The organism is Candidatus Desulfovibrio trichonymphae (genome assembly GCF_002355955.1).
GTDB classification, from domain to species: domain Bacteria; phylum Desulfobacterota; class Desulfovibrionia; order Desulfovibrionales; family Desulfovibrionaceae; genus Desulfovibrio; species Desulfovibrio trichonymphae.
In genome coordinates this window covers 812,748-825,534 of the sequence record NZ_AP017368.1, presented here as the reverse complement: position 1 = coordinate 825,534, position 12,787 = coordinate 812,748, and the positions used below count along the sequence as shown (strand labels likewise).

Annotated in this window: 13 protein-coding genes; 9 read left to right on the top strand and 4 right to left on the bottom strand. The window is 55.8% G+C overall.

Annotation, left to right across the window (positions count from 1 at the left end; all coding sequences use genetic code 11):
* Positions 1–57: 57 nt before the first annotated feature.
* Positions 58–411, bottom strand: a complete 354-nt coding sequence (locus tag RSDT_RS04000; RefSeq protein WP_096399654.1) for a hydrogenase maturation nickel metallochaperone HypA/HybF — start codon at positions 409–411, stop codon at positions 58–60.
* A 150-nt stretch (positions 412–561) separates the two neighbouring features.
* On the opposite strand from RSDT_RS04000, the gene uvrA reads away from it, so the two are divergent.
* Positions 562–3,525, top strand: coding sequence for an excinuclease ABC subunit UvrA (gene uvrA, locus RSDT_RS03995; protein ID WP_096400502.1), 2,964 nt, complete (start codon positions 562–564; stop codon positions 3,523–3,525).
* 59 nt (positions 3,526–3,584) lie between these two features.
* Here the strand turns inward: uvrA and RSDT_RS03990 are convergent, their stop codons facing one another.
* From RSDT_RS03990 to RSDT_RS07195, 3 genes are all read right to left on the bottom strand, one after another.
* Positions 3,585–4,034 carry an MOSC domain-containing protein gene (locus RSDT_RS03990; RefSeq protein ID WP_096399653.1) on the bottom strand — a complete coding sequence of 150 codons (450 nt, stop codon included), beginning with the start codon at positions 4,032–4,034 and terminating at the stop codon, positions 3,585–3,587.
* 22 nt (positions 4,035–4,056) lie between these two features.
* Positions 4,057–4,548: a Fur family transcriptional regulator gene (locus RSDT_RS03985; protein WP_096399652.1), complete on the bottom strand. Its 492-nt coding sequence runs from the start codon at positions 4,546–4,548 to the stop codon at positions 4,057–4,059.
* Between the two features lie 429 nt (positions 4,549–4,977).
* Positions 4,978–5,304, bottom strand: a complete 327-nt coding sequence (locus tag RSDT_RS07195; protein ID WP_197702093.1) for a hypothetical protein — start codon at positions 5,302–5,304, stop codon at positions 4,978–4,980.
* A 113-nt stretch (positions 5,305–5,417) separates the two neighbouring features.
* On the opposite strand from RSDT_RS07195, the gene RSDT_RS07190 reads away from it, so the two are divergent.
* The 8 genes from RSDT_RS07190 to RSDT_RS03960 all read left to right on the top strand — a co-directional run bounded on the left by RSDT_RS07190 (position 5,418) and on the right by RSDT_RS03960 (position 12,767).
* Positions 5,418–5,561, top strand: coding sequence for a DEAD/DEAH box helicase family protein (locus RSDT_RS07190; protein ID WP_197702092.1), 144 nt, complete (start codon positions 5,418–5,420; stop codon positions 5,559–5,561).
* A complete protein-coding gene (locus RSDT_RS07185) occupies positions 5,542–6,267 on the top strand; it encodes a helicase-related protein (RefSeq protein WP_197702091.1) in 726 nt (241 codons plus the stop codon). The genes RSDT_RS07190 and RSDT_RS07185 overlap by 20 nt, the downstream gene beginning before the upstream one ends.
* Before the next feature lie 56 nt (positions 6,268–6,323).
* The gene (locus RSDT_RS07180) at positions 6,324–6,851 is read left to right on the top strand and encodes a hypothetical protein (protein ID WP_197702090.1); all 528 of its coding nucleotides are present in this window, start codon (positions 6,324–6,326) and stop codon (positions 6,849–6,851) included.
* Between the two features lie 18 nt (positions 6,852–6,869).
* The gene (locus RSDT_RS07175; protein ID WP_197702089.1) at positions 6,870–7,967 is read left to right on the top strand and encodes a DUF3883 domain-containing protein; all 1,098 of its coding nucleotides are present in this window, start codon (positions 6,870–6,872) and stop codon (positions 7,965–7,967) included.
* A 76-nt stretch (positions 7,968–8,043) separates the two neighbouring features.
* Positions 8,044–8,607: a hypothetical protein gene (locus tag RSDT_RS03975; RefSeq protein ID WP_197702088.1), complete on the top strand. Its 564-nt coding sequence runs from the start codon at positions 8,044–8,046 to the stop codon at positions 8,605–8,607.
* A 23-nt stretch (positions 8,608–8,630) separates the two neighbouring features.
* A complete protein-coding gene (gene xerD / locus RSDT_RS03970; protein WP_096399651.1) occupies positions 8,631–9,551 on the top strand; it encodes a site-specific tyrosine recombinase XerD in 921 nt (306 codons plus the stop codon).
* 62 nt (positions 9,552–9,613) lie between these two features.
* On the top strand, positions 9,614–12,250 hold the full coding sequence (locus RSDT_RS03965) for a CBS domain-containing protein (protein ID WP_231941922.1): 2,637 nt from the start codon (positions 9,614–9,616) through the stop codon (positions 12,248–12,250).
* Positions 12,219–12,767, top strand: a complete 549-nt coding sequence (locus RSDT_RS03960; protein ID WP_231941767.1) for a methylated-DNA--[protein]-cysteine S-methyltransferase — start codon at positions 12,219–12,221, stop codon at positions 12,765–12,767. The genes RSDT_RS03965 and RSDT_RS03960 overlap by 32 nt, the downstream gene beginning before the upstream one ends.
* Positions 12,768–12,787: the final 20 nt, after the last annotated feature.

The window sequence follows — 12,787 nt, the reverse complement described above, 5'->3', positions numbered from 1 at the left end:
CCTTAAAAACGGGGAAATGTTTTTGTGCGCCCTTGTCGTCGCGCGCCGGTGGTCCGGCTACAGGATTTCCAGACGGCTTAAAATCAGTTCTTTGCCTTGTTCCACAATATGACCGAACAGTTCGCCGCAGCCGGGGCATGGCAGGTGGAGCGCGTCCTGATCCTGCCCGCCGAAAACCCTGCCGCAAAAGGGGCAGCGCAGGCGTAGCGGCAAACAGGCGAGTTCGAGGCGCGCTCCCTCATGCGGCGTGCCCTGTATCATGGCGTCAAAACAAAATTGCAGCGCCTTCGGCACAACTCCGGAAAGCGCGCCGTATTCCACCCGCGCCATGAGCAGACGGGCACAGTTCCGGCGGAAGATTTCTTCTTCCGCCATGCAGAGCAGGCTTTGTACCAGAGATATTTCATGCACTCCGCATAACTAGCTGAAAGTTCAGGCCGCGTAAAGAGTGCATGTTTTCGGAGAGATTCTCTTTTGCAATGATTTGATGCCGGTAATCCGTAACTGCTCCTCTCTGCGGGCGTCTTGCAAAACAGCCCAAAGCCGCTTACATACATGCGCATGAACATAGCCGACGAACGCGTTATTCATATTGAAAAGGCCAGGCAGCACAATCTCAAAAATGTAAGCCTCGACATTCCCCGCGACGAGCTTGTGGTGATCTGCGGGCCGTCCGGCTCCGGCAAATCCACGCTCGCTTTTGACATTGTGTACGCCGAAGGCCAGCGCCGCTATGTGGAATCCCTGTCGGCCTACGCCCGCCAGTTTTTGCCCAAGATGGACAAGCCGGATGTGGAGAAGATCGAGGGTCTTTCCCCTGCCATTTCTCTGGAGCAGCAAAGCGTTTCGCGCAATCCCCGCTCCACTGTGGGCACGGTGACGGAAATTCACGATTTTCTGCGCGTTTTTTTCGCGCGCTTGGGGCGCATGTACTGTCCTTCCTGCGGCCGCTCTATTGAGGCCCGTGCCGGCGACGAAATCATCAGTGACATTCTGGCCCTCCCGCAAGGCGCAAAGTTCATGTTGCTGGCGCCACTCATAGAGATGCAGAAAGGCACGCACGCGAACAGGTTTAAAAAACTCAGGGCCGAGGGTTTTGCCCGCGTGCGCGTGGACGGCGGCTTTTGCACGCTGGACGACGTGCCCATTCTGGACAAAAACAAAAAACACTCTATCGACCTTGTTGTGGACCGTCTGGTGAACAAGGATGGCATACGCAGCCGTCTGGCAAATTCCGTGGAACTGACCCTGCGCTATGGCGACGGCCGCCTTGTGCTGCACGAGCTCGGATCAGCGCAGACAAAAATCAGGGAAACCATCCATTCCACAATTTCGGTCTGTCCGTACTGCCGCATATCTCTGCCTGCGTTGAGCCCGCAGCTTTTTTCCTTCAACGGCCCGCAAGGAGCCTGCCCGCGTTGCGTTGGTCTGGGCAGCGTGGACTATTTTGAGCCGCGTCTCATCGCGCCCAACCGGGGGCTGGCGCTCAATGCGGGCGCGCTGCTGCCTTGGGCGGCGGAAAAATCCTTCCGACGGTATGAAACGGCGCTCGCGGCACTGGGGAAACGTTTTAAATTTAAACTTTCAACACCGCTGGACCAATTTTCCGACACAGCCCTGACCGCCCTGTTTTACGGCGAAGACGAAAGCGGCAAACCGGCCGTCGGCTCGCCGGGCCTGCGCCGCAACTGGATGGGCGGCAGCGTGGCTTTGGGCGCCACAGGCGACTATCAGAGCGAACATTTCAAAACAGCGCAACATATCAATATTGATCCCGGCAAGATGAAAAAACGCTGGCCCGGCGTGGTGCCGCTTTTGGAAAAAGGCATGGAATACGGCAACGCCTGGCGGGAAGAACTTTTACGTTTTCGTCAGTCCACAAACTGCCCGGACTGTGATGGCGCGCGCCTCAAGCCGGACGCCCTTGCCGTGCGGGTAGACGATCTGAACATTGCCGCTTTTTGCGCCCTTTCTGTGGAACGCGCGCTTGCATGGCTTCACGGACGCAACTTCAGCGGACGCCGCACGCGCATTGCCGAACCGCTGATGAAAGAACTCACCCACCGTCTTTCCTTTATGTACAACGTCGGCCTGGAGTATATCTCCCTCGGCCGCTCCATGGTCACTCTGTCCGGCGGAGAAGCCCAGCGCATCCGTCTGGCCTCGCAGCTCGGCTCCGGTCTTGTGGGCGTGACATATGTTCTGGACGAGCCTTCCATCGGTCTGCACCCGCGCGACAACGAACGCCTGCTCGACACTCTGCGCTCTCTGAAAAAACGCGGCAATACAGTGCTCGTTGTGGAGCACGACGAAGCCACTATCTGCGCGGCCGACACGGTTATTGAACTCGGGCCTGGCTCCGGCGCGCAGGGCGGCGAAATCATGTTTGCAGGAAGTGTTGAAGCCTTGCTCGGCAAGGCGAACACGCTCACGGCCCGCTATCTGCGCGGGGAGGAATTCATCGCGCTGCCGGACAAACGCCGTGCAGGCAAAGGTGAAATTGTGCTGCACAACGTCACCACCAACAATCTGCGCGGCATTGACTGCCGTATTCCCCTTGGGGTGATGACCTGCGTGACGGGGGTTTCCGGCTCCGGCAAAAGCTCGCTCGTTGTGGACACGCTCTACAAACATCTGGCGCTGCAACTCGGCCTGCGCGTGGACCAGCCGGGCACCATCGGCGGGATCACATACACCGGCGGCATACACCCCGTTGAACGTCTTGTGGCCATTGACCAGACGCCCATAGGCCGCACGCCGCGTTCCAACCCCGCTACCTACGCCAAGATTTTTGACGAAATCCGCTCCATCTTTGCCATGACGGCGGATGGGCGGCAGCGCGGCTACAAGCCCGGCCGTTTCAGCTTCAACGTGCGCGGCGGCCGCTGCGAAGCCTGCAGCGGAGATGGCCAAATACGCGTGGAAATGCATTTTCTGCAGGACGTGTATGTGATCTGCGACGTGTGCAAGGGCAAACGCTACAATCACGAAACCCTGGAAGTGCGCTACAGGGGGCTGAATATCGCGGAAGTGCTGGACCTGACGGTACATCAGGCGCGACAGCTTTTTGGAAATTACCGGACTCTTGAACGCCGCCTCGCTGTGCTGGAAGAAGTGGGTCTGGAATATCTGCGCCTTGGACAACCTGCCACAACGCTTTCCGGCGGCGAAGCGCAGAGAATCAAAATATCGCGCGAACTCGGCAAAAGATCCCTGCCCGGCAGTTTGTATATTTTGGACGAACCCACCACAGGCCTGCACATGCACGAGGTCGGCAAACTCATCAAGGTGCTGCACGCCCTGGTGGACAAGGGCGCCGGCGTTGTCGTGATTGAGCACAATACGGACATGATACTCGCGGCGGACCATGTGCTGGACATGGGGCCCGGGGGCGGGGAAAACGGCGGGCTGATTGTTTCCGCGGGAACGCCGGAAGCCATTGTGGCCGACCCGGACTCCGTGACAGGCCGCTTTTTGATGCGGGAGCGGACTGACAGGCGCAGACACCGCCTGCGCGGCACATAACGCGCAGACCAAAGAATTGTGCCGCGCTCCGTTATGACCGGGCAAGTTGAAACAGCGCGTTATTGCCCTTGGATTTCCGGCGGCAAAACCGCAAGATCAGCGCCCGTTGTTATCACGCCGCCGCGCAGCACTTTGGCAAAGACCCCCTGCGTCGGCATGATGCACTCGCCCACGGCGTGATATATCTGACAATGGTTGTGACATTCCTTGCCTATCTGCGTCATTTCAAGCAAAGCGTCTCCGCATGCGAAACGCGTGCCCACGGGCAGCGTTACAAGATCAATATCCCGCACCACCAGATTTTCCCCAAAACAGCCGAACGGCGCGACAAAGCCCCGACGGCGAAAATCCTCAATGCGATCCGAAGAAAGCAGACTCACCTGTCTGTGCAGGTTGCCGGCATGGGCATCGTGTTCAAAGCCGTAATTTTCAACAAGCACTGCCGAATTCACCGGCTTTTTGGGCGTCCCTTTGCGTTTGCTTATGCAGATTGCGAGAATTTCACCCATATCTCTGTCTCCCCCCGGCAGGTTACTTGCGCAAATCTTCCGGCTCGGCAGCCCGTCCTTTGTCGTTGCCGACGCCGTTGCGGCAGTCCGCGCAACAGCCGTAAAGATTGTGCACATGACCGCTCAAGGTGAAATCACGGCTCGCCGCCAGCTCACGTTGGAGCGCTTCAATGCGCTGATTGCAAATTTCCAGAATTTTTCCACAACTCAGGCAGACGATATGGTCATGGTGGCTGTTCGGCTTTGCCACTTCATAGCGGGCTATGCCGTCGCTGAAATGTATTTCCGAGGCAAAGCCGGCCTCGCAAAGCAGCTTCAGGGTGCGATAGACGGTTGTCTGACCTATGCCCGGATCCTGTCTGACGATGTGCTGATAAAATTCCTCCAGCGAATGGTGGCCGGGCAGATCAAAAAAGGCGGCGGCAATAGCGCAGCGCTGTGAGGTGGTGTTCAGCCCCTTGCGGTTCATGAACTGCAAGAAACAGTTCAGAAAATCATTCGTTACGGACGTCATACTTTCTCCATGCCTCTTGGCGCAATCCCGCGTTTTCCGTCACGGCCCCTGAAGCATCTTCACCGGCAATGGAAAGAACCATCACCGCTTTTGCTCAAAAATATACCAGAATGATTACTGTTAACTTTTTATACTCTTTGCCGTGCGGCCATGTAAAGGGGAAAAGCCGCCTTGCCTAGGGCATGTAGACCAGCAAGGCGTCACTCTAAAAATATTTTGAAAACGTTTTGCCCACTCTGATATCAATAATTTTACTGAATTGGAGCGAACAGTTTTGGACGATTCCGGCCATGCGGCTGTAGTTCATTCTTTGTTTATATCGCTGCTGATGGAGGTATTGGGATACATTCCATGGTTGTGAAGCATATCGCAGGTGCGGGCATAGGTAAAATTTTGGTGGATATTACAGACCATTTTAGTTATCCTGCATCAGTATGGCGCGGTATGTTCAACAATAAGACCGGCAACGGGGCAGGTATGGCGTAACTGGAAAGAATTATTGTCGGGAGCAGCGTTCTCGGCATAGGCGGCAAAGAGCCTGTGATGGTCGTGGCCGTCAAATGGTACGGCACGGCTGTTTTGGAAATTACCTTCAAGACAGCAAAGGGCATCTGGGCAGTCAACTTCTCTACAGAGAAAATGAAGCGGCGATTGAAGTTCAGGACAACAGCCTGCCCTGGAGTTTTGACGCGGACGCAAACCTGCTGCGCCTTGTTTCCGATTGCCCATATTTTCGACCCGTATCTTGCCGTCCATACCTCTGATATAGAGCCGTTGCCGCACCAGATTTCCGCAGTATATCAGGAAATGCTTGGCCGTTTACCGCTGCGGTACATTCTTGCCGATGACCCAGAGCCGGAAAGACCATAATGACCGGCCTGTTCATAAGGGAGCTGATTGCGCGCGGGGCTGTGAAACGCTGCCTGATTGTCTCCCCCGGCAATCTGGCAGAACAATGGCAGGATGAACTGTACCGCAAATTTCAGCTGCGTTTTGTCATCCTCATCAATTGACCGTATTGAGTCCGCCGTATCCGGCAATGTTTTTGTGGAAACGAATCTCTGCATAGCCCGTTTGGACAAGCTATCCAGAAATGAGGAAATTCAGGAAAAACTGCGCATTACAGATTGGGATTTGATTGTCTGCGAGGAAAAATTCGGCAAGCAGGCGGCTGAATATGCCTTTTCAGATGACTATGACGAAGACGATTTGCCGTCCGGTGAATTGGAAGCCACGGAAGAAAATGTGGCGGATCAGGCGTCCGCCGCATCCACTATTCGCGAACTTGAGGCTGAAATCTCCACCTTGAAACAGCTTGAGAGCATGGCGAACGCAGTTCGCGTAAGCGGCGAAAACCGCAAATGGGAGGAGCTTTCCGGGCTGTTACAGAATGACAAGGCCATGTTCGACGGCGAAGGACTACGCGAGAAGCTCATTATTTTTACGGAACACCGGGACACCTTGCGCTATCTTACGGAGAAAATCCGTTCTTTGTTCGGACATGACAAATCGGTTGTGGTCATTCACGGCGGTGTGCTGCGGGATGCACGCCGCAAGGTGGAGGAACTCTTCAAACAGGACAAAGACATGCGTATTCTGATTGCCACGGACGCGGCGGGTGAAGGTATCAACCTTCAGCGGGCGCATTTGATGGTCAATTATGACCTGCCCTGGAACCCAACCGCCTTGAACAGCACTTCGGCAGAATCCACCGCATAGGACAGACCGAAGTCTGCCACCTTTGGAATCTTGTCTCTCAGGAAATTCGTGAAGGCATGGTGTTCCAGCGCCTGTTCGACAAGCTGGAACAGGAACGTGAAGCCTTTGGCGGCAAAGTTTTCGACATTCTCGGCAAGGTCACGTTCAACAATCGCTCTCTGCGGGAATTGCTGATTGAAGCAATACGCTACGGCAGTGACCCTGAGGTGCACGTCCGTCTTTCCCGGGTGGTGGATCGCGCTCTTGACCGTGAGGCGCTACGGGCATTGCTGGAAGAACGCGCGCTGACCGAGGATATTATGGATGTTCATGCGGTTATGGCAATCCGTGAGGATATGGAGCGACTTGAAGCGCACAAGCTACAACCGCATTTTATTGAGGCTTTTTTTATCGAAACCTTTCGCAGTGTGGGAGGCAAAATTCGCCGCGCGAGAACAGACGTTATGAAATCACCGCCGTGCCCTTTGCCGTGCGCAACCGGGATATGCAGATTGGTTTCGGCGAACCTGTGCTGCAACGCTATGAACGGATTTGTTTTGATAAAGCCTTTCGCGCCGCGCAAGGGTCTCCGCCCGCATCGTTGATCTGCCCCGGCCATCCGCTTGCTGGTAGCAACCATTGATCTGCTCCGTGAGCGCAATATAGACGTGCTCAAGCGCGGTTCTGTCTTCATTGACGATAACGACTTTGGTATGGAAGCGCGTTTGCTGTTCTATATTGAAGATGCAATTCAGGACGGTGTAATCCTGCCGAACGGCGGCAAGCGTGTCATCTCCAAACATATCCATCTTGTGGAGATTAAGGAAGACGGTACGCCTCTTCATGTCGGATATGCCCCGTATCTGGATTACAGGGCGGCAATGGCTGATGAGCAAGCGTCCGTGCAGAGTTTTATCGGCAAACAGACCTGGCTGCAAAAAGATGTGGAAGACTTGGCGCATGGCTATGCTATTGCCAATATCATCCCTGCCCATTTTTCCGAAGTGCGGACGCGCAAGGAACACCTGATTGGAAAGACAGTCAGCCTGACCGCCGAGATACAGTATTGGGATTTCCGGGCCGCCGATTTGAAGCAAAAGGAAGCTGCCGGAAAAGTTAATGCCCGGCTCAATTCACAGCTTGCGGCAAGACGCGCCGAGGAACTGGCGGCGCGATTGCAGAAACGGCTTGCTGAACTCGAAACGGAAAAGCTGATTTCCGCCATGCCGCCTGTGGTGGTCGGCGGCGCGTTGGTCATTCCGCGCGGGTTGCTGAACCGGCTTATGGGCACGTCTCCCGCCGATATGCCTGAGACGCCTGATACGGCGACACGGCAGGCGGTTGAACACGCCGCCATGCAATCGGTTATGGATATTGAAAAAGAGCTTGGATTCATCCCGCGTGATGTCAGTGCCGCAAAATGCGGCTATGACGTGGAATCTTTCATACCAGAGGATCGACGCGGCGAGGCCAACGCCTGCTTGCGCTTCATCGAAGTGAAGGGTCGCGCGAAAGGCGCGGATACCGTTACAGTGACAAAAAATGAGATACTGACCGCGCTGAACAAGCCGGAAGAATTTATTTTTGCCCTTGTCGAGGTGGATGGAGACAAAACGCGGACGACATATCTGAAAAAACCTTTCCGCGCGGGAAGTAAGAACAATTATTGTCCTGGTTTGCCGCAAGCGTCCCGCCGACGCGCCCATCTGCACTCGCCGTGAGTTTATTAATGTACTCAAGCGGGAGTTAAAACCTGTACTGAAAGACCTGCAACGCTCCAACATCGCGCCGGTGGACTTGGCGCAATCTGCCATCGGGCAGGGCATGGGCGTGTATTCCCGCTTTGCCAAAGTGCTGGAAGCCGACGGTACAGCCATGAGTGTGCGCAGCGCCCTGCAAATCATTAATCATGAGCTTGACCTCTACTTTACAGAACAGGACGGAGAACTTGACCGCGACAGCCGCTTTTGCGTTGACCTCTATTCACAGTATGCCTTTAATGATATGAAGTTTGGCGAGGCCGATGTGCTGGCCCGTGCCAAAAACACCTCGGTGGAAAAATTGGTAAGGCGTGAAATCCTTTACGCTGAGAAAGGCGTGGTACGCTTTTTGGAGCGCAGCGAATTGCCGGAAAAAGTGAAAAATACGGAAGACTGCATCTGGCTTTTGGCTCAACAACTCACCAAGGCGATGAAAAGCGGCGGCATCGTGTCCTTCATTATCGATGAGGAGCATAAACTGTTTTACTATCGCGGCTTGAAGGATTTTTCCGAAACGCCGGGCTGCTTGCTCGACACCTGCCGCTCGGCGCAGGATGCGTATGAAAAAATGCTTGTCTATTTCACGGAAGTAAAATTATAAAATTTAAAGGGTCACGAACAGCTATGGAACACCTGAGCGAGCTGATTGATCCTTGGTGTGACTGCCTGCATGCGCAACGGGGGCTTTCACCGCGCACGGTGGAGGCCTATACCTTGGACATGGAAAATTTTTTTCTGTTTTCCGCGGAGCTTGCCCAAAGCGGCGTCTCCCCCGCCCCGCCACCCGTTCAGACCGGGCCGGACGAGCAGCATATCTTTCTCTACCTCGCATGGCTGCGCAGCCGCGGCAACACGTCACCGACGCTGGCGCGACGTCTGGCTGCCCTGCGCGCTTTTTTCAGTTTTGCCGTGGAGGAGGGCGTCATCACCGCAAACCCCATGACATTGCTGGAAAACCCAAAAATGCCGCTGCACCTGCCGGAAGTGCTGAGCCGGGAAGAAATGGAAAGCCTGCTGAACCAGCCGGACATGAAAGAAAAATGCGGGCGGCGCGACCGTTGCATTCTGGAATTGCTGTATGCCGCCGGTCTGCGGGTTTCCGAGCTGTGCAGTCTGGCGCTTGCCGATCTGGATTTGCAGCGCGGGCTTGTACGCGTGTTCGGCAAAGGGGCCAAAGAACGCCTTGCGCCGCTGCACGGCCTGATGCAGAAAATGCTTGACGAATATCTGCGCGACTGGCGGCCCCTGTTCATGCCCGCCGGCAGCCGCATCTTCATCAACCGGTCCGGTCACGGCCTGACGCGCCAGTATATCTGGAAAATCGTTAAAAAATATGCGCTGCTTGCCGGAATACGGCGGCATATCTCTCCGCATACCTTCCGGCATTCCTTTGCCACCCATCTTCTGGAAGGCGGGGCGGATTTGCGCGCCGTGCAGATGCTGCTCGGACATGCCGACATAAGCGCCACAGAAATCTATACCCACGTTCAGGCAGAACGCCTGCGCAGCGTGCACCGTCAATTCCACCCGCGAAGCAGGATGTAAGAACCATTGTGAACACACTTGTCACCTGCCACACGAATGCGGATTTTGACGCCCTGGCCGCCATGCTGGCCGCCCGGCATCTCTATGCGCCGTGCGGGCTGCTCTTCCCCGGCACACAGGAACGCCCCCTGCAAAAAGTCTATGCGGAGCTCGACAAAACCATGTACGGCTTTGTGGAAGCAGACAATCTGCGCTGGGACGATTTTGATAGGCTGGTTCTGGTGGACACGCGGCAACACGACCGCGTGCGCCATGTCGCGCCCCTGCTGGAACGCAAACGCCTTGTCGTGGAAGCATGGGACCACCATCCTGATTCACTCGACGATATTACGGCTGACGCCGTCCATACCGCCCCGATGGGGGCCGTCACCACACTGCTCGCCCGGCATCTGCAACAAAACGGGGCGCGTCTGACCTGCGGGGAAGCCACACTGCTCGGCCTCGGCATTTACAGCGACACAGGCTCCTTCACCTATCCCTCCACCACGGCGGAAGATTTGCTGGCAGCGGCCTGGCTGCTTGCGCAGGGCATGGACGTCAATCAGATCAACGAAATGGCCTCGCACGAACTGACCAGCCTGCACATACAGGCCTTGAACAGCCTGCTCGAATCGGCCCGCACCTATACCATAAACAACTGTCAGGTGGTTCTGGCAGAAGCTTCCCTGGAGCACTATCTGGGTGATTTTGCGAGCCTTGCGCACAAACTGATGGAAATGGAAAAACTCCCTGTCCTCTTTGCCGTCGGACGCATGGGCGACCGCATTCAGGTGGTGGCGCGCAGCCGCAATAAAGCTGTGGATGTGGGCGAAATCTGCAAGGCGCTGGGCGGAGGCGGGCATGCTCACGCCGCTTCTGCGTCCGTGCGCTCCATGCTTCTCCATGAAGTGCGGGATGCCATACTGCGGTGTCTGAAAGAAAAAAGCAGCCCCGGCAAAACGGCGCGCGAATATATGGTTTCGCCGGCTGTGGGCATTGACGCCACGGCGACCATACGCGAGGCGGATGCACTCATGCTGCATTTCGGCCTCAAGGCGGTGCCGGTATTCCAAGCAGGCTCGCGCGTCTGCGTGGGGCTGCTGGACGCACAGACGGCGTCGCGGGCAGGCGCCCACGGCCTCGGCAATGAACAGGTGGACGAATATATGCAACGCCGTGTGCACACGCTGCCGCCACAAGCCTCACTGCAGGATTTGACAGACGTCATCGTGGGCGCGCGCCAGCGTCTGACGCCTATTGTGGAAAACGATCAGGTGATCGGCGTTGTCACGCGCACGGACCTCATCAATTTTTTTGCCGGTGACCCGGGTCAGCTCTCCGTGCAGAAACACCGGCGCAAAGAACGCAATATCAGCAGATACATATGGGATCGTCTGTCCGCTGAATCACGTAATCTCCTTAATCTTGCCGGAGAACTGGGGGAAAAACTCGGTTTGCAGGTCTATGCCGTGGGCGGTTTTGTACGGGATTTGCTGTTAAACAGGCCCACCCGGGACATAGACCTGGTTGTGGAGGGCAACGGCACAGCGCTGGCAAGGGCTCTGGCATCTGAACTGAACGGGCGCGTGCGGGAACATCAAAAATTTTTGACGTCTGTCGTGATTTTCCATGACAGGGAAGGGCGCGAGTCACGCATCGACGTTGCCACGGCACGGCTGGAGTATTATGAATACCCGGCCGCGCTGCCCATAGTGGAACTTTCTTCCATCACGATGGATCTCTTCCGCAGGGATTTTTCCGTCAATGCTCTGGCGGTGCGCCTTGACGGAGAACACTATGGACAACTTGTGGATTTTTTCGGCGGCTATCAGGACATCAAGAACCACACCATTCGCGTGCTGCACACATTGAGCTTTGTGGAAGACCCCACGCGTTGTCTCAGGGCCTTGCGCTTTGAACAGCGCTATAAATTCAATCTTGGCGCGGGAACAGAAAAACTTATCAAGAACGCGCTCTCCCTGAAATTGATGGATCGTCTTTCTCCGGTGCGTCTGTTTAATGAATACAGACATATTTGCGATGAGGCGGATCCGCCGGCCTGTTTTATACGCATGAACGAAATCGGCATATTACAGGCAATAAATCCGACGCTTACCCTGAACCCGGGCAAGGTCGCCCTGCTGCGCAGACAGCGGGAAATGTTCGCCTGGTACACGCTGCTCTATTCCAATGACACAGCGCAGCCCTGGCTTGCCTATTTCTACGGGCTCAACACAGGTCTGCCCTATAAGGAAACCTCGGAAAATTATGACCGCATGGGCCTGCCGCAAATAACAAAAAAGGAAATCCTGCAACAGCGGGAACAGATGCGCATGTTACGGGACAAATTGAAAAAATGGCAGCGGAAGGATGATACGGGAAGCGCAAAAATAAGCACGTTGCACGCAATGCTTCGTCCCGTCTCTCCAGAGTGCCTGCTCACGCTGATGGCGACGGCGGACAATCCCGGCCTGCAAAAAAATCTGTCTCGCTACATCACACAATGGCGCCGTGAAAAACCGGACATCACAGGCGACGATCTGCACCGCCTCGGCCTTGCTCCAGGCCCTTTTTACAGCTATATTTTGCAGGCTGTACTGGCCGCTAAGCTGGACGGCGCGGCCGGCAGCGTGGAAGGGCAGTTCCGTCTTGCAAAAAAACTGATACGTGAAGCGGAGGAAGGTTCCAATGAGCAACGACATCAGAATGAACAGGGCTGAAGCTGAACAGGGTTCTTCCGCAGGGTGTCCCGGCGAAGCCGGACTGTTTCACGCCGTTGTGTGCACCGCTGTTGGACGCATACACATTGAGGCCGATACAGACGCCATCCATCGCCTGTATTTTTGCGGCGACAAACCGCGCACTTCGCCATCCTGCGCTGTTCTGAACGAAGCCTGTGCACAAACGCTTGCCTACATAAACGGCAAACTTCGCGCCTTCGACCTGCCCGTCAAAACTCGGGGAACCCCCTTTCAACAGGCGGTCTGGCGCGAGCTTTGCGCCATCTCCTACGGTCAAACGCGCACCTACGGGGAAGTGGCGGAACATCTCGGCAACCGGAACAGAGCCCGCGCCGTCGGCGGCGCGGCCAACGCAAACCCGGTTGCCCTGATTATTCCCTGCCACAGGATGATCGGCGCAAAGGGCGCCCTGACAGGTTTTGCCGGAGGGTTTGCCGTAAAACAGGCGCTGCTTGATCTGGAACAGCGTTTTAACGGCGGCAGCGCAACCACATAACCGTATTCGCCAAAAAGATC

What these genes read in the sequence shown, in the direction of transcription:
- RSDT_RS03990 (WP_096399653.1), bottom strand. Translation starts at nt 4,034, where the DNA reads ATGGGTGAAATTCTCGCAATCTGCATAAGCAAACGCAAAGGGACGCCC.
- RSDT_RS07190 (WP_197702092.1), top strand. Translation starts at nt 5,418, where the DNA reads ATGACCGGCCTGTTCATAAGGGAGCTGATTGCGCGCGGGGCTGTGAAA.
- RSDT_RS07195 (WP_197702093.1), bottom strand. Translation starts at nt 5,304, where the DNA reads ATGGACGGCAAGATACGGGTCGAAAATATGGGCAATCGGAAACAAGGC.
- xerD (WP_096399651.1), top strand. Translation starts at nt 8,631, where the DNA reads ATGGAACACCTGAGCGAGCTGATTGATCCTTGGTGTGACTGCCTGCAT.
- RSDT_RS07180 (WP_197702090.1), top strand. Translation starts at nt 6,324, where the DNA reads ATGGTGTTCCAGCGCCTGTTCGACAAGCTGGAACAGGAACGTGAAGCC.
- RSDT_RS03985 (WP_096399652.1), bottom strand. Translation starts at nt 4,548, where the DNA reads ATGACGTCCGTAACGAATGATTTTCTGAACTGTTTCTTGCAGTTCATG.
- RSDT_RS03965 (WP_231941922.1), top strand. Translation starts at nt 9,614, where the DNA reads ATGCTGGCCGCCCGGCATCTCTATGCGCCGTGCGGGCTGCTCTTCCCC.
- RSDT_RS03960 (WP_231941767.1), top strand. Translation starts at nt 12,219, where the DNA reads ATGAGCAACGACATCAGAATGAACAGGGCTGAAGCTGAACAGGGTTCT.
- uvrA (WP_096400502.1), top strand. Translation starts at nt 562, where the DNA reads ATGAACATAGCCGACGAACGCGTTATTCATATTGAAAAGGCCAGGCAG.